Origin of the sequence: uncultured Caballeronia sp. (genome assembly GCF_964243625.1) — a bacterium.
In the GTDB taxonomy this organism is placed as follows: domain Bacteria; phylum Pseudomonadota; class Gammaproteobacteria; order Burkholderiales; family Burkholderiaceae; genus Caballeronia.
In genome coordinates, this window is record NZ_CAXTGZ010000004.1 from 18,217 (window position 1) to 35,341 (window position 17,125).

12 protein-coding genes, 2 tRNA genes and 1 pseudogene are annotated in these 17,125 nt (G+C 59.8%); 8 read left to right on the forward strand and 7 right to left on the reverse strand.

What is annotated here, in order from left to right:
* Positions 1-608 precede the first annotated feature (608 nt).
* The 3 genes and pseudogenes from ACFFAR_RS00620 to ACFFAR_RS00630 all read left to right on the forward strand — a co-directional run bounded on the left by ACFFAR_RS00620 (position 609) and on the right by ACFFAR_RS00630 (position 5,695).
* On the forward strand, positions 609-1,898 hold the full coding sequence (locus ACFFAR_RS00620; RefSeq protein ID WP_174362200.1) for a polysaccharide biosynthesis/export family protein: 1,290 nt from the start codon (positions 609-611) through the stop codon (positions 1,896-1,898).
* Between the two features lie 32 nt (positions 1,899-1,930).
* Positions 1,931-4,327, forward strand: a complete 2,397-nt coding sequence (locus tag ACFFAR_RS00625) for a polysaccharide biosynthesis tyrosine autokinase (protein WP_375507390.1) — start codon at positions 1,931-1,933, stop codon at positions 4,325-4,327.
* A gap of 320 nt (positions 4,328-4,647) precedes the next feature.
* Positions 4,648-5,695: pseudogene (locus ACFFAR_RS00630) on the forward strand (helix-turn-helix domain-containing protein).
* A gap of 290 nt (positions 5,696-5,985) precedes the next feature.
* On the opposite strand, the gene ACFFAR_RS00635 reads toward ACFFAR_RS00630, so the two are convergent.
* A complete protein-coding gene (locus ACFFAR_RS00635; protein WP_174362198.1) occupies positions 5,986-7,158 on the reverse strand; it encodes a glycosyltransferase in 1,173 nt (390 codons plus the stop codon).
* A 206-nt stretch (positions 7,159-7,364) separates the two neighbouring features.
* Here ACFFAR_RS00635 and ACFFAR_RS00640 point away from each other — a divergent pair, with 206 nt between their 5' ends.
* On the forward strand, positions 7,365-8,738 hold the full coding sequence (locus tag ACFFAR_RS00640; protein WP_375507391.1) for a glycosyltransferase family 4 protein: 1,374 nt from the start codon (positions 7,365-7,367) through the stop codon (positions 8,736-8,738).
* A gap of 76 nt (positions 8,739-8,814) precedes the next feature.
* On the opposite strand, the gene ACFFAR_RS00645 is transcribed toward ACFFAR_RS00640, so the two are convergent.
* The 6 genes from ACFFAR_RS00645 to rnr all read right to left on the reverse strand — a co-directional run bounded on the left by ACFFAR_RS00645 (position 8,815) and on the right by rnr (position 14,741).
* Positions 8,815-9,051: a hypothetical protein gene (locus ACFFAR_RS00645; RefSeq protein ID WP_061999598.1), complete on the reverse strand. Its 237-nt coding sequence runs from the start codon at positions 9,049-9,051 to the stop codon at positions 8,815-8,817.
* Between the two features lie 311 nt (positions 9,052-9,362).
* Positions 9,363-10,058, reverse strand: coding sequence for a ribose-5-phosphate isomerase RpiA (rpiA, locus tag ACFFAR_RS00650; protein WP_174363300.1), 696 nt, complete (start codon positions 10,056-10,058; stop codon positions 9,363-9,365).
* A gap of 45 nt (positions 10,059-10,103) precedes the next feature.
* The gene (locus tag ACFFAR_RS00655; protein ID WP_061999600.1) at positions 10,104-10,496 is read right to left on the reverse strand and encodes a SirB2 family protein; all 393 of its coding nucleotides are present in this window, start codon (positions 10,494-10,496) and stop codon (positions 10,104-10,106) included.
* A 15-nt stretch (positions 10,497-10,511) separates the two neighbouring features.
* Positions 10,512-11,345, reverse strand: a complete 834-nt coding sequence (locus tag ACFFAR_RS00660; RefSeq protein ID WP_174363299.1) for an N-acetylmuramoyl-L-alanine amidase — start codon at positions 11,343-11,345, stop codon at positions 10,512-10,514.
* A gap of 6 nt (positions 11,346-11,351) precedes the next feature.
* On the reverse strand, positions 11,352-12,095 hold the full coding sequence (gene rlmB / locus ACFFAR_RS00665) for a 23S rRNA (guanosine(2251)-2'-O)-methyltransferase RlmB (protein ID WP_056364043.1): 744 nt from the start codon (positions 12,093-12,095) through the stop codon (positions 11,352-11,354).
* Between the two features lie 138 nt (positions 12,096-12,233).
* Positions 12,234-14,741, reverse strand: a complete 2,508-nt coding sequence (rnr, locus tag ACFFAR_RS00670) for a ribonuclease R (RefSeq protein ID WP_061999602.1) — start codon at positions 14,739-14,741, stop codon at positions 12,234-12,236.
* A gap of 325 nt (positions 14,742-15,066) precedes the next feature.
* Here rnr and ACFFAR_RS00675 point away from each other — a divergent pair.
* From ACFFAR_RS00675 to ACFFAR_RS00690, 4 genes are all read left to right on the forward strand, one after another.
* Positions 15,067-15,151, forward strand: a tRNA-Leu gene (locus tag ACFFAR_RS00675).
* A gap of 322 nt (positions 15,152-15,473) precedes the next feature.
* Complete coding sequence (gene alr, locus ACFFAR_RS00680) at positions 15,474-16,541, forward strand: alanine racemase (protein ID WP_174363298.1); 1,068 nt, start codon at positions 15,474-15,476, stop codon at positions 16,539-16,541.
* A 92-nt stretch (positions 16,542-16,633) separates the two neighbouring features.
* Positions 16,634-16,718 (forward strand) — tRNA-Leu (locus ACFFAR_RS00685).
* A 171-nt stretch (positions 16,719-16,889) separates the two neighbouring features.
* Positions 16,890-17,125 (forward strand): cation transporter (locus ACFFAR_RS00690; protein WP_174363297.1); only part of this gene is annotated, 236 nt, incomplete at its 3' end.

Genomic DNA, 17,125 nt, shown 5'->3' on the forward strand with positions numbered 1-17,125 from the left:
GCTGCGATCATGCGTTTCATAAAAACATAATCATGCTTTCGATATTTATTGCATCGAACGGGTTTTGCACGCGTGTGGTGGGCGGATCGTGTTAATCGCCGCGCAGTTTTAAAAAGTGGTTTTGATTTGAAGCATTACATGTCAAGGGTCACGGCGCTATTTGTGTGAACTAAGACGCCCGCGTGCGGAAACGCACTTACCGGCCCTGCCGGAAACGCCACGATGTCACATCGAACGGCCAGAAGCGCGCCTCGACCATCGCGTCACCGCGAGTCAGTGCAAGCAGCCGCAAAGATGAAGCGAAGCAACGTAGCCAATAACAGTTTTCAAAGAGGCGCAGCGGTCTCCTGCCATGCGTCTTTCAACCTGCAGTTCTTCCTGTGTGAACACCTGCCAGATTCTCAAGGCAGGGAGCGTTAGCTGTTGTTTCGAGTGGCTGCTGCGAATGGGTGGACCGGGGAGAAACCCGTTCGCAGCGAAACCCGGATGACGCTATCAAGGCGCTTACGTCATGCACAGGAAGGACTACCTACGCGCACTGCGCGTTGACGGTCAGGAGACTTTGCGCTGGGGACATTCAGCGTATCCGTAACGCGAGGACCACTAATATGAATATCAAACTACTCGTTTCACTGCTGGCTGGCGCAACCTTCACAGCATCGTTGACCGGTTGCGCGATTGCACCGGGACCTTATCTCGACACCGATCGTCTCGACCAGACACCGGCGCCGGACAGCGTCGCCCAGGCGAACGTGAAGTATCACGTGACGCCTATCGATGTCAGCTACTTCGAGACCCATCCGCAACTCAGCGATGAAACGATCGCAAGCGTCTGCCCGCTCACCTGCCTGACCAAAGATACCCGCAAGCTCTATGCGTATCACATTGGCGTGAATGACCAGATCAGCATCACCGTCTGGGATCACCCTGAGTTCAGCTCGAGCGGTATTTCGGCAAGCACGGGAGGCGCGGGCGTACCGCCGCTGCCCGCGGGCACTACAGGCAACGCAGGCGCGCCGCTGAATGCGTCGGCTGGTGCGGCCAGTCCGGAAGCCGGCGGCGTGACAGTGCGCGTCGCCAACGACGGCACCATCTTTTTCCCCCGCGTTGGCCGCGTGCAGGCTCTCGGCAAGACGCCGCAGCAATTGCAGGCAGCGCTTACGCAAGGTTTGTCGAAGACCATCCGCAATCCGCAGCTCGACGTGCGCGTGTCCGGCTTCTACAGCAAGCAGGTACAAGTCACCGGCGACCTGAAGACACCTTCATCCATGCCGATCACCGACGTGCCGCTGTCCGTTATCGATGCGATCAACCGCTCGGGCGGTGCAAACGCCGACGCCGATCTGCAGAACGTAGGCGTCACCCGTGACGGCAAGCGCTATGCAGTCGATGTCGCCGCCCTCCTCGATCGCGGCGATATCCAGCAGAACGTGTTGCTGCAGGATGACGACATCATCGATGTGCCGGATCGCACCAAGAGCCGTGTGTTTGTGCTCGGCGAACTCGCAAAGCCGCAAACCATTCCGATGAACCGCGGCCGCTTGACACTCGCCGATGCACTTGCGAACGCCAACAGCATCGACCCGCGTTCGGCTGACCCGCGTCAGATCTACGTGATCCGCGCACCGGAACAATCGGCAAAGGGCGGCATGATCAAGACCGCCGCATTGACGCCGGCCAATGGCAGCGCAATGCCGGGCTCACGTCCGCTCGATCTCAGCGTGTACAAGCTCGACATGACGCAAGTCGATGCGCTGATGCTGATGACACAATTCGAGTTGCATCCGCGTGACGTGATCTACGTGCAAGTTGCCAGCGCTGCCCGCTTCAACCGCGTGCTCGAGCAAATCTCGCCGACGATCCAGACGCTGTTCTACACCATCCAAACGACCCGCTAACAACGCGTCATGTGTCATGCCTGGAGTGCGACATGAGTACTTATGAAATGCTGGAGCATTCGCCCGCGCAAGCCAAGGACGAAGAGTTCGTCTTGCGCGACCTCGTGCGGATGATCACGGACCAGATCTGGTGGGTGCTGGGCATTGCGCTCGGCATCTTGCTGGCCGCCGTGCTGTACGCAAAGCTGTCGACCCCGATCTATTCCGCCGATGCCCTCGTGCAGGTCGATACGCCGAATACCAGTTCGACGAGCAACAATCAGGGTTCGCTTTCCGCAGCGTTGACGCCGAGCGGCGGATCGTTGCACGCGGACTCCGAGATCGAGATCATCAAGAGCCGCACGGTGATCGAACCTGTTGTCGATCAGTTCAATCTGAACTTCAGCACCGAGTCCAACGTGATGCCGTTTATTGGGCGCATCACGCCGCTGTTCGCGCGCAAGGGACATCCGCTGCCTGCGGTGTTGGGACTCGACACCTACGCATGGGGCGGCGAAGAGTTCAAGGTGGACTCCATCACGGTTCCCGCGATGCTGCAAGACCAGCGCCTCACGTTGCGTGCGCTGGGTCAAGGCCGCTACGCTTTGCTCGATGCACAAAACCACGAACTGCTTCAGGGTCTCGCCGGCAACATGGCGAAGGGTAATGGCATCACGCTGCTCGTAAGCCAGCTCGTGGCTCGCCCTGGCACCGAGTTCTACGTCACGCGCGCTTCACAACTCGAAGCCGTGCAAGCGTTCGGATCCGGCATGCAGGTGGCCGAGAAAGGCAAGGACACGGGCATCATTCAGATCTCGTACAGCGGCTCGCAACCCCTCTATATCACCCAGGTCGCAAACGCGCTTGCCGCTTCATACTTGAAGCAGCGTACGGAACGTGCGCAGGAAGAAGCGAACCGCATGCTCACCTTCCTGAACAACGAACTGCCGCGAGTGCGTGACGAGTTGCATGCAAGCGAGACCGCACTGGCGCAGTATCAGACGGCGGCCGGCTCGTTCCAGCCGACGCAGGAAGCGCAGACGTATTTGTCGGGTGGCCTCGATTACGAACGCCAGATCGCTGCGCTGCGTATGCAACGCGTTCAGTTGCTGCAACGCTTCACTGATGGCGCCGACGAAGTCCGTGCAGTCGACGCGCAACTTGCCGCGCTCAACGTCGAGAAATCGCGCTTCGATAACCAGTTCAAGACGCTGCCGGGTTCGGAGCGTCAGGCGGTATCGCTGCAACGCGAAGCCAAGGTCAACTCAGAGATCTACGTCGCGCTGCTGAACAAGACGCAGGAGCTTTCGATCAGCCGTGCGGGAACGGTCGGCAACGTGCATATCGTCGATATGGCGCTCGTGCCTTCGCAACCTGTCAAGCCCAAGGCTGCGCTGATCATTGCCGCGGGCGGTCTGCTGGGCGTGATTGCCGGTGTTGTGTTCGCCTTCGTGCGCCGTTCATTCTTCGCTGGTGTGGATGATCCGGAACTCGTCGAGCGCCGCTTCAACCTGCCGATTTTCGGCGCGATTCCCTTTAGCGCAGAACAAGCCAGACTGGATCGTGTGCGCCTTGATCGTCCGATGGCATTGCCGTCGTCGTCGGCCAAGGGTGGCATGAAGCGTCTGGGCACGCAGTCTGTAGGCGATTCGATGGGTACCACGCTCGGGCTTTCCACCAAGACCCCTGTGGCCATGGCGCTTCAGAACGCTACGGTGCTGCCGGCGGCCAACACTGGCAAGCAACCGTTGCTCTCGACCACGCATCCCTTCGATACATCCATTGAAGGTCTTCGCGGACTTCGCGCCACGCTGCAATTCGCACTGGTCGATGCACCCAACCGCGTGATCGCGATCACGAGCCCGGCGCCGTCGGACGGCAAGAGCTTCCTCGCGGCCAACCTTGCGGCATTGCTCGCGGAGTCGGGCAAGCGCGTATTGCTGATCGATGCCGATCTGCGCCGTGGCCGTCTTGCTCACTATATGGGGAAGTCATCGAATGGTGGTCTTACCGAGCTGCTTACGGGACAGACCGACTTCGAGATGGCTGCGCGTGAGACCGGTGTGAATGGACTGCACTTCATTGGCTCGGGTGCGCATCCGCCGAATCCGTCGGAGATTTTGACGTCGAGCCGGTTTGCTACGTTGCTGCAGGCCTTTGAGAAACAGTTCGATCTGGTGATTGTCGATACGCCGCCGTTGCTGGCTGTGCCGGATGCTGCGGTGATCGCGAGCCTGGCTGGATCGACGGTGCTCGTGATGCGTTCGGGGGCTCACTCTGAGAAGAATATTGCGGATGCGCTGAAGAAGCTCAAGCGCGCTCGCGCCAGGGTTGTGGGTGGCGTGTTGAATGCAATGCCGGCGAAGAGCGGTGGTCGTAAGGGGACTTATGATTACGCCTACGCTTATACGTATTCGAGCGATCCGGCCGCTGTTGATGTGAAGCATTGAACGCAGGTGGGGGAGTGTTTTTTCATTAGGTCATGAGATAGCCAGAAGGCTGCTAGTAGCCAAGGGTGCCCGCGGAAGCGGGCATTTGGTTTTTGGGGGGGTGCTGGCGAGTGGGGTTGGGGTGGTGCTGGGTTGGTGCCGTGTTGCTGCTTAGTTCTTCGCGCGGTTTGTCTTAGCTGTCTTCTTTAGCACTATTAGCCACTGTCCGTGGCGGGAATTGATTTCTTTGTCCAACGGCTGTTTAGACCGGAGACATAGCTGACAGGTGTGCGGAGACATGGTTGACACTTTCGAGCAGTCCAACAGCCTCGAATCCGACCATGCCGTGGAACCCACGAGACACCATGAAACTGCGCCAGGAGTTCGTCGAACTCGCTTTGCATCAAAGCGCGCCCTTTACCGATTTGTGCCGACGCTTTGGTGTGAGCCGCCAGACCGGCTACAAATGGCTTAATCGATATAAAGAAGACGGCATCGCCGGACTGGCCGATCAGTCCCCGCCGGCCGTTGCACTCGCCATCGATCACCCCGCCCGTGCTCGGCGTGCGCACGCGCAACCCCGCCTGGGGCGCGCAAGATCGCCCGGTTCCTGCGCGATCAGACGCCGGTGCCGCCGCCGGCCACCAGCACGATTACCGGGATTCTGCATCGCCACGACAGGATTACGCCGCGAGCATCGGCCGATTCCACCGCCTGGCAGCGCTTCAAGCGCGAGCAGCCCAACGAGCTGTGGCAGATGGATTTCAAGGGCCGCTTTCCTACCGTGGGCGAAGGCCGGTGCCATCCGCTGACCGTGCTCGATGACCATTCACACTTCAACGTGGTGCTCCAAGCGTGCGCGTTCGAGACGACAGCCACCGTGCAAGCCCATCTGGGACGGGCGTTCGCCACCTACGGGCTGCCGCGCCAGATCAACACCGATAACGGCGCGCCGTGGGGCGCATCGCGCCAGTTCGGCCAAATGATCGGTTTCATCGCTCGCTGAAGGCCGAAGTACTGGCCGGGCGGACCTTTATGACGCATCGCGAGGCGCAAACGGAGTTCGAGCGCTAGCGCGAGCTTTACAACAACCGGCGCCCGCATGAGGGCATCGGCTTGAGCACGCCGGTCAAGCGCTATCGGCCAAGTACGCGCGTTTGGCCCAGCACGATTCCTGAGCCGGAATACGGTGCCGACGACGAGATCGTAAAAGTCGACTGGCATGGCCACTTTACGTTCCGGGGACACGAACTCAAGGTCTCGAGGTCACTGGAGAAACTGAGCCTTGCTGCGCGACCCAATGCCGAAAAAGACGGGGTGTTCGATTTTAATTTTTATCAACATCGGGTGATGGAACTTGACCTGAACCAGCCCCTGATTTCACTATGAAATGTGTCAGCTATGTCCCCGTACAAGTGTCAACCATGTCTCCGGTCTAAACAGCCGTAGGACAAAGAAACGAAGTCCCGCCACGCACACAGTGGCTAATAGTGCGAAAAAGATCAGCCAGGACGGAACGCGCGAAGACCTGAAAAGCAACAACCCGGCATCGACCCAGCACCAACCCAAACACCAACCCAAACCTCCAAACGAAAAAAAGCCCACGCTGTTCAAGCGCAGGCAACGGTGCTACCTACCTTATCCGAGATTAAAGGCCTAAGTTTGGCCCACACGCACCCCTAAGCAGCCTTAACAAACGCCCGCGCGGCCATCGCCGATACATCCCTGTCGGCGCCAGGATTCGCCTTCGCCATCGTGTTCAACACCTCGACAATGAACTTGCGACGAAAGTCCGCAGCACTGAAACGCTCAGCATTCTTCCGGCATGCCTGCGCCGAAAACGCATGCGGCGAATCCTCAAACCGCTCGACCGCATCGCACAGCGACCCAGCCGTCTGCTGAGGAAAATGAATGCCAGTTGCCCCCGGCATGCCAAGCGGTACAACCGACTCCAGCGCCCCACCCTTGCCAAACGCAATCACCGGCGTGCCGCATGCCTGCGCTTCCACAATCGCAATGCCAAAGTCTTCCTCAGCCGCGTAGACAAATGCCTTGGCGCGCTGCATATGATCCTTCAGAACATCAAACGTCTGATAGCCAAGAATACTCACGTTGGGCGTTGCCTTTGCGCGCACCAAATCCATCTGCGGACCGTCGCCAATCACCACGAGCTTGCGATCCGGCATCGACGCAAACGCTTCAACGATCATATCGATGCGCTTGTAAGGCACCATGCGCGAAGCGGTCAAATAGAAATCGCCCTTCTCGCTGCCAACCTCGAAAGCCTGCACGTCGACCGGCGGCGCAATGACCGCCGACTCACGCCTGTAACTCTTCATGATCCGGCGCGCAACGAACTGCGAATTGGCAATGATCCTGTCAACGCCGTTAGCCGAGCGCGCGTCCCAATTGCGCAAGTAATGCAGCAACATGCGCGCGACCCATGACCGCGGACCGCGCTCGAGGCGCGCTTCACGCAAGTATTGATGCTGCAGGTCCCACGCGTAGCGGATCGGCGAGTGCACATAACTCACATGCGTCTGATCAGGGCCGACCAGCACGCCCTTGGCCACGGCATGCGAGCTCGAAAGAATGAGATCGTAGCTCGACAAATCAAACTGCTCGATAGCAAGCGGCATTAACGGCAAATACCCGCGATATTTCTTTTCCGCATATGGAAGCCGCTGGATAAAGGACGTCTTGACGGGCTTGTTATGAACAATCGAACGGTCTTCGAGAAAGTCCACGAGGCTGAAGATATCCGCCTGCGGAAAGCACGCAATCATCTGCTCAAGCACCTTCTCCGCGCCGCCCGACACCACCAGCCAGTCGTGAACAATAGCCACTTTCATGATGAAACCCGTATGCCGCAGCCTATTGCTGCCGATGAAGCGAGTTTAAAGAGAGTCCTTTTATGGTTTCGTGCGCACGCCCACACACCAGAAGCATCGCAATGCGAATAATGGGTCCTGTGTTCATGTCGTCTTAATGCTCTTCATTTACCCATGGCGGCCGGGTTAATCGGCCTCGGGTTTGCTAATGCTCATACCTGTCATCGATGCCCACAAAATCCGCAGCCAGCTTATCGATTCCAGCCAACACGCTGCTGCGTGATCAGGGCCTGGCGCCCGCGGCCGGCGCACGTGACACGAGCCCTATGCGTGCAGACACGCCTTCGCAAGTCCAGGGTGAACCGAAAATTCTTTTCATCGATCAAAGCGGTCAGCTCGGTGGCGCTGAAATCTGCCTGCTGCCTCTCGCTGTTCGATGCACCCCGCGAAGCGAAGTGCTGCTGCTCTCCGATGGTCCGTTCCGCGACCGGCTTCACGCTGAAGGTGTGACGGTATCGGTTGAGTCGGACGCGCGCATTCAGGGCATCAAGAAAGATCGCATGAAATTCGGCGCGCTTGCCGCCCTGCCCGGCATCTTGCGTCAGGTACGCATGATTGCCGAGCGCGCAAAATCATTCGACATGGTGTTCCTCAACACGCAGAAGGCGCTGATCCTCGGCGCCTTCAGCCGCGCGTTGCATGGCAAGCCGACGGTCTGGCATGTGCATGACATCGTTTCGCGTGAACATTTCGGCCGCTTGCATTTAACGCTGATCAAATGGGCCGTGAAAGTCGGCGTCGATCATGTCGTTGCAAATTCACGCGCTTCCGCCGACGCGCTGATCAAACTCACCGGCTTGCCGCGCAGCGCCGTACCCGTCGTACATAACGGCGTGGACATGACACGCTTTGGCGACGATGCGAGTCATGCGAGCGCGGTCATCGAACAACGCCGTACCGTGCTGGGACTTCCCCGCGATGCATTTCTCGTCGGACTGTTTGGCCGCTTCACGCAATGGAAAGGTCAGCATGTTGCCATCGATGCAATCGCCCGCGTGCCAGACGCGCATCTGGTTCTCGTCGGCGATGCGCTTTTCGGCGAGACCGCCTATGCGCAAAGTCTGCGAACACAAGCCGAGGCGCTTGGCATCACCGACCGCGTGCACTTCGCCGGCTTCCAGCACGACGTTGCATCGTGGATGAAAGCCATGGACGTGATCGTTCATGCATCGACACAACCCGAGCCCTTTGGTCTTGTCATCATCGAAGCAATGGCTGCAGGCAAACCCGTGATCGCGTCGAACGGTGGCGCGGTGCCGGAGATCGTGAGGCATGGCGAGAACGGCATGGTCATAGAACCCGGCGATGCATCGAAGCTTGCCGTTGCCATCAGCACCTTGCAGCGCGAGCCTGAAATGGCGAAGCGTATTGCCGCGCAAGGTCACGCGGATGCGGGCCAGCACTTTTCCATCGATCGATATTTGCAGCAAATGACGCGCGTGCTGTTCGATATCGCAACCCTCGCTAGCAGAAACGATGCGCCGGAATCGACGAACGTCATCGAAAATGCGCCGGCCAGCGAAGTCAGATTAACCAGATAGTTAAAAACGGAATCAAAAAAAAATGGCCCGGCATGAATCAATGCCGCGCCATTTCCGTGAACAGTCGATAAGTGCGTTACCGAGTACTGAAGTTGCCGGGCACGCCCAGCTTGATCTCATACATCGCGGCGAGCATCGCAAGGTAAGCGCGTTCGCTCTCCGCTTCTTTCATTGTCATTCCCCTGCAGGTTTGTCCACCCATGATCACGCCGAGGCATAACGCGTAGTTGCCGGCGAACGCCGTAGGCGACGGTTCCATGCTTCTCAGGCGGATATAGGACGCGTCGAGTGTCTTGCGAAGATTGTTGTGCATCGCTTCATTCCCGTAATTGTTAAGACCTTGATGCCGCGCCCAGCGAGAGATGAGATTCAACCTGTTGAGGGTCAATGCCGACGAAACGTTCGCGGTCACTCTGATTGACGGGCTTGAAGCACTGGCTCCAGCGACGTACCTAGTTTGAATGATCGCCCTTGTGCCACGCATCGGATTGATCTGACTATGAATGTAGTTTAGCGAAACAGATCATTGAGCGTTGGCGGGAATAAAAAAACGCGCGGCAGCCGTGAAAGGCTCACCGCGCGCCTGACCCCGTGCGCATCCTGCGTTTTATATTCAAGCAAGCATCATCGAGCGATGTAATCGATCCGCTCGACACCGCCCGCCGTTCCCAAAAGACAAACATTCGCACCACGCGCCGCGAAAAGACCCACGGTCACCACGCCCGCCCAGCCGTTGACCATCGCCTCGAGCGCGATCGGGTCGGTGATCTTGAGCGCCTTCACGTCGATGATCTCGTTGCCGTTATCCGTGATGAAGGGCGAGCCGTCCGTGTTCACGCGCAGCACCGGCACGCCGCCTAAGGCAATCACGCGACGCCCGATTGCGGTACGCGCCATTGGCACGACTTCGATTGGCAACGCAAAGTTGCCGAGCACGTCGACGCGCTTGCTGCCATCGGCAATACACACAAACACGTCCGCAACCGACGCCACGATCTTCTCGCGCGTCAGCGCCCCGCCGCCGCCTTTGATCATGGCGCCGTGTGCATCGATTTCATCGGCGCCGTCCACGTACACAGGCAATGACTCGATTTCGTTGAGTTCGAGCACCTGGAACCCGTGCGCTTCGAGCCGCGCGGTGGTTGCAAGCGAACTCGATACCGCCCCGCGATACCGCGACTTCGCGCTCGCGATGGCATCGATAAAACAATTCGCCGTCGTGCCCGTGCCGACGCCGATCACCGCGCCTTCGGGTACGTTGGCGTGGACGTAGGCGGCCGCTTCGGCGGCGACCAGTTGCTTCAGTTCATCTTGGGTCATGGCAAGGGTGACAGCTTGGAAGAGGTAAACCTGAATTCTAGACGCTCAGACGTGCATCAAGAAGCCGAGCGGATTGTGCGTGCGCGCGACCGACGCAATAAACGCGAACACGAGGATAGCGAGCACGCCGAACACTGCACGCGCGCCTTTTGTGCGACCGCGTTTCAGCGCAAACGTCCCGAGCACGATATACACGATCAATCCTGCAATCTTCGCCGAAAGCCACGCGGCGTTCGGCCCGAAACCGATGATGCCGACAAGCACGATGGCGCTGAGCAGCAATAGCGTATCGACGATATGCGGCACCACTTTCACGGCGCGTTTTTGCAGCATCGGCGAGTCGCGCAGCATCCAGATCCAGCGGATAAAAAATCCGAGGATGCTAAGCGCGGCGCACGTCATGTGCACCGAACGAAAGGGAAGGAAAAGTTCTGACATGGGCGGGATAAGCCTTTAGGGAAGGTACTTGTCGAGCAAGGCTGAAGCGATGGCGTCGGTTTCCGCGTCCGGATTGCCGGCGTAATCGGTAGCACGAAAGTGCATCTGGAACGCAGCGATGACCTTGCGCGTCTTGTCGTCCAGCACGCCGTCGGTTGCGACTTCGTAGCCGTATCGATGAAGTTTTTGCTGCAACGCAGCCACGTCGACCAAAGACTTCGGATCGCGGCCCGCGAGATGCTGCGCGACGGTTGCGTCGTCGGGCCAGGCGCCTATGCCGTTGTCGTAGAGTGTGCGCCACGGGAACGCAGGACCCGGATCGATCTTGCGTTGCGGCGCGATATCGCTGTGGCCCACCACGCGCGTGGGCGGAATCTTGTAGCGCGTGACGATGTCCTTCGCAAGCTTCACGATCGCGTCGACCTGAGCCGGCGGGTATGGCGCCCAAGTGCGGCCTTGGCGGGTATCGATGGGACCGACGTTCACGTTTTCAATGCCTATCGATGCCGCATTCAGCTCCGTCGTGCCCTGCCATTCGCTCTTGCCCGCGTGCCACGCGCGCTCGGTTTCCGGCACGAGCTGGTACACCACCGGCTCGCCATTCTCGATGCGCGGCGCATCCGGCACCACGTAATGGACGCTGACATCGTCACCGGTGAGCACCGCGAGCGATCGCGCTTCACCGCTTTGCGTGTAGTGCATCACGAGGAAACGCACGCGTGAATCGACGCTCGGCGCGTGATAGCGCGTGTCGGCAATGTACGCGCCGCGATCGACCTGGGTGGTGGAACAGGCGGCGAGCAGCACACATAACACGCCGCTTGCAATCGCAGAAATGAACCGCTTCACGTGCGCTTACTTCTTCACCGACCGCTGACGCACCGCTTCGAACAGGCAAATCCCGCTCGCCACCGATACATTCAGACTCTCGACGCTGCCGGCCATCGGGATCTTCATGATTTCGTCGCAGGTCTCGCCGGTAAGGCGCCGCATGCCCTCGCCTTCCGCGCCGACCACGATCGCAACGGGTCCATCGAGCTTGGTCTCGTAGACGCTCGCCGTCGCATCGCCCGACGTGCCGATCACCCACACGCCGGCATCTTTCAACTCGCGCAACGCGCGCGCCAGATTCGTCACCGTGATGTACGGCACGGTTTCAGCCGCGCCGCTCGCGACCTTCGCGGCCGTTGCGTTCAATCCCGCTGAACGATCGCGCGGAGCGATCACGGCATGGGCGCCGGCCGCATCGGCGACACGCAGGCATGCGCCGAGGTTATGCGGATCGGTCACGCCATCGAGCACGAGCAGCAAGGGCGTGCCGCTCACGCCATCGAGCAGCTCCGCCAGGTTTTGCGCAAGCGGCATGTCGGACGCGCGTGCGACCACACCCTGATGACCGACGTTGCCAGACAGCCCCCAGAGGCGCGCTTCGTCGGCGGCGATCAGGCGAATGCCCGCTTCTTTCGCGGTGCGCAGGAAATCCGTCATGCGCCGGTCCTTGCGGGTCGGATCGTAGAGAATCTCTTCGATCGTCGATGCATCCGCGCGAACCCGTGCGGTCACCGCGTGAAAACCATACAAAACTTTAAGACGTGACATGACTGGACCAGACCGTATTCAAACAAAACAAAATGGAAACGCGGCCCGGATGCATCGTGCATCGGGCCGCGCATTTCAAACCGAGGCGTGCGGCATCCTCGTTACTCGATGAAAACCCGCGCCGCCTCAGTACTTCTTTTAGCGCTTCTTGCGCGGCGGGTGACTTTTCGCCGCCGGCTTCGTGACAGCGCCGCGCTTTTTCGCCACCGCCAGATCTTTCGCGATGGTCGGCGGCAACGCGGCGGCTGCCGCCTTGCCTGCCGCTTGCGCCGCGGCCTTCTTGCCGCCGCGATCACGCCGGCGCCCGTTCACGCTGCTGCCTTCGTCGGCCGGCAACGAACGGACACGCGGACCGGCACCGTTGACGCCCGCGTGCTCAACCGCCGCAGCCGGCGCCGATGAACGGCCGGGCGGCTTGACGGGTGTATCGCGGACGAGACGGAAGTCGATCTTGCGCGAATCCAGATCCACGCGGCTCACCTGCACGCGCACACGATCCGACATGCGGTAGCGGATGCCCGTGCGTTCGCCGCGCAACTCGTTCTTGATCTCGTCGTACTGGAAGTAGTCCGCACCGAGCTCGGTGATATGCACCAGCCCTTCGATGAACAACGAATCCAGTTGCACGAAAATGCCGAACGTCGTCACGCCGTTGACCATGCCGCCGTACTCTTCGCCAAGCTTGTCGCGCATGAAATAGCACTTGAGCCAGGCTTCCACGTCGCGCGAGGCCTCGTCGGCACGCCGTTCATTCGACGAACAATGCAGTCCGAGTTCTTCCCAGATCGCGACGTTGTTGCGCTGACGGCTGCGCGACTCGTCGTCGGACTTCTGCATGGCGCGTGCGGCTTTCGTCAAGCCGGTGCTGAGCGTGACGTCGTGACCGACTTCAGGCTGGTACTTCTTGCCTTGCAGGATGGCGTAGATCGCGCGATGCGTGAGCAAATCCGGATATCGGCGGATCGGGCTCGTGAAGTGGGCATACGCTTCATACGCGAGTCCAAAGTGGCCGATGTTGTCAGGGCTGTACACGGCTTGCTGCATGGAACGCAGCACCATGCTTTGCAGCATTTGCGCATCCGGCCGGTCACGAACCATCGCCATGAGCGCGGCGTAATCGCTTGCGTGCGGCTTCTCGCCACCGCCCAACGCCAGCCCCACGCCACGCAGGAACGCACGCAGATTCTCGAGCTTTTCGGGCGTAGGCCCGGCATGCACGCGATACAACCCCGGGTGCTTGTTGCGCTTCAGGAAGTCCGCGGCGCAGACGTTCGCCGCCAGCATGCACTCCTCGATCAGCCTGTGCGCGTCGTTCCGGTGACGCGGCACGATCTGCTCGATCTTGCCCTGCGCGTTACATACGATATACGTCTCGGTCGTATCGAAGTCGATCGCGCCGCGCTTCTGGCGCGCCGCGTGCAGCGACTTGTACACGCCATAGAGATTCTGCAATTGCGGCAGAAGATCAGCGCGCTTCGCAGCTTCGGGTCCCTTCGTATTGGTCAGGACAGATGCAACTTCCGTGTACGTCAACCGCGCCGCCGAATGCATCACAGCCGGGTAGAACTGGTACGCCTTGATCTCGCCACGCGCGGTGATCACCATGTCGCAGACCAGCACGCAACGATCAACCTGCGGATTCAGCGAACACAAGCCGTTCGACAGCTTTTCCGGCAACATCGGAATCACGCGGCGCGGGAAATACACCGACGTGCTGCGATCGAGCGCGTCCACGTCCAGCGCTTCATTCGGGCGCACGTAATGCGAGACGTCGGCAATCGCGACCAGCAAGCGAAAGCCTGTACCCCGACCGACATTCATGGGTTCGCAATACACGGCGTCGTCGAAGTCGCGTGCGTCTTCACCGTCGATGGTCACGAGCGGCACATCGCGCAAATCCACGCGATGCCGGATGTCAGCCGGACGCACTTCGTCTGGCAGCTTCGACGCCTGCTCGAGCGCGCGATCGCTGAACTCGTGCGGCACGCCGTATTTGCGCACCGCGATCTCGATTTCCATGCCCGGGTCGTCGATATCGCCGATCACTTCGACCACACGCCCGAGCGGCTGCGAGTGACGGCTCGGAAAATCGGTGAGATCCACCGATACCACCTGCCCCACTTTCGCTTTCTTCGGGTTTTGCGTGATCAGGATGTCGTGACCGATGCGCTTGTCTTCGGGAACGAGAATCAGCGCGCCGTTTTCGCTGATCAGCCTGCCGATAATGCGTTTATTCGCGCGATCCGTGACTTCGACAATATGGCCTTCGGGACGTCCGCGGCGGTCATAGCCGACGATCCGCGCGAGCACGCGGTCGTTGTGCATGACCTTCTGCATTTCGCCGTTGGGCAAAAACAGGTCGTCCTGGCCGTCGTCGCGAATCAGGAAACCGAAACCGTCGCGATGGCCCTGGACCCGGCCCGCCACGAAATTCGAGGGATGCGTGAGCTGGTAGTAGCCGCGTTTGTCGAGACGGACCTGGCCGTCGCGCTCCATGGCTCCCAATCGCTTGAAAAATCCTTCGCGCTCCTGGCGCTTGATCGACAGAGCTTCAGCGATGTCGTTCGCAGCAAGCGGGGCTTCGCTCGTGCGCAACACGCCGAGAATTTCTTCGCGGCTCGGAATCGGATACGGATATTTGTTCAAGGGCTTATCGATGATCTCTTCTCGTCTAACTGAATGTCGCGGTTAATCGGGCAACGCACGGGTAACGCGCTCCGGGCTTCCCGTCCTGACTTTACCCGCCGTCCTGAAAGCGGTGGGCCGGCGCGTTGCCGGGACGTTGCGCTTAACGTTGTTCCGGTTCGTTCACGAATAGTCTGCGAATCATTCTAACACCCGCAAACGAGGCCATATCGGCGCTTAAGCCATATGGACAATGGCTCGCGGCCCCGTTTCACTTTGGGTCTCAAAATGCTTGACAGGGCGACAAGCCCGGCTATAATTACGTTCTTTGCTGCATACGCACACTGCCCAGGTGGCGGAATTGGTAGACGCACATGGTTCAGGTCCATGCGCCGCAAGGTGTGGAGGTTCGAGTCCTCTCTTGGGCACCAAAAAGCTGAAGCAAGGCTTCGCGGTTCGTAGTAGAAGTTGATGCACGTAGTTTCTGCTCCGCAAAAGCAGCCTTGTTTTACAAAAAGCCTTCCTTAACCGGAAGGTTTTTTCGTTTCCGGCTCCAAGCCCCAGCCATAACGACAGCTCGAATGTCAGTCGATACACCTACGCAAGCGCATTAATACAAAAACAAAAACTGCGTGCGCGTCGTTACGATAGTGGCAATCCCTACGATCCGGCGCTTCCGGTCCCGCCTGGCTTGCCTTCAGGCAGAACGCGATCCGCCCCTGACGGTTTCTACTCCCCATATACTCCTCTGCCATGCCACGCCCGATCTTCGCCGAAATCCACCCAAACGCCGTCAGGCACAATCTCGAAGTCGCCAGACAGAAAGTTGCCGGGGCGCGCATCTGGGGCATCGTGAAGGCGGACGCCTATGGTCACGGCATCGAACGGATTTATTCGGGGCTGGACGCAGCGGACGGCATTGGTCTGCTCGACCTGAACGAAGCAGTCCGCGTGCGCGAACTCGGCTGGACCAAACCGATTCTCCTGCTCGAAGGCATTTTCACGACAGAAGACGTGCAGATTGCCGATCGATACCGCCTGACCACCGCCGTCCATTGCGATGAACAACTCGCGCTGCTAGCGAGCTGCAAAGCAACGCGTCCCATCGATATCTATCTCAAGATGAACTCGGGCATGAACCGCCTGGGTTTTGCGCCGGACGTCTATCGCGCCGCGTGGGACCGCGCGCGCGAATGCGTGAATATTGGAGAGATCACGCTGATGAACCACTTCGCCAACGCTGACGAAGGCGAAGTGGACTGGCAGATGGACCGCTTCGATGCCACCACCGCCGGCATGCCGGGACAACGCAGCCTCGCGAATTCGGCATCGGTGCTCTGGCATCCGCGCACGCATCGGGACTGGGTCCGCCCGGGAATCGTGTTGTATGGCGCGTCGCCGACGGGTATGACCGAACATATCGCCGATGTGCCGCTTCAGGCGTCCATGACCCTGCGCAGCGAATTGATCGGCGTCCAGACACTGCGTGAGGGCGAAACCGTCGGATACGGGCGCACCTTCACGGCGCCGCACGCGATGCGTATCGGCGTGGTCGCGTGCGGTTATGCCGACGGATATCCACGGCACGCGCCAACCGGCACGCCGGTCGCGGTGGACGGCGTGAAGACGCGTCTGGTTGGACGGATATCGATGGATATGCTGACCGTCGACCTCACGCCCGTTCCCGCCGCACGCGTGGGTTCGCGCGTGGAATTGTGGGGCGGCCAGATCCGCATAGACGATGTCGCGAGCAGCGCAGGCACGATCGGATACGAGCTGATGTGCGCGCTTGCGCGCCGCGTGCCGGTGGGTATCGTTTAGGGTCTTGAACAGCCGGCAACCGGCTATTTCTCACTCGCCCATTGACAGCGCGGGACGGTTGGCTACAATACCGGTCTTCGCTGTACCGCTTGGCCCAGGTGGCGGAATTGGTAGACGCACATGGTTCAGGTCCATGCGCCGCAAGGTGTGGAGGTTCGAGTCCTCTCTTGGGCACCAAAGATTCAGGCAGTAAGGAAACATCGAGAAACCCCGTGATGCTTTTGGCTCGCGGGGTTTTTTGTTGTCCGCTCGTTTCTGCCCGACTGCTTCCGTTCAACGCCTCCGTGTCATATCTTCGCCACGCGACGCGGTTACGGTGCTGTACCACCACAAAAAACAGTCCCCACGATGTCGTCGACGTCCGAGTACGGCCGCGAAAAGCATGACACTGTCTCTGCCTTCAGAGCAGCCCAAGCGAGTGTCCTTTTGAATGCGGTGCTGATGACGGTGCAGATCGTCATTGGATGGATGGCTTTTTCGGATGGTCTTCTCGCCGACGGCGTTCACACCCTGGCCGATCTCGGCGCCGACGGCATGGTGCTGATCGTGTTGCGCCTGAGCGCAGCGGCAGCGCATCGCCGGGC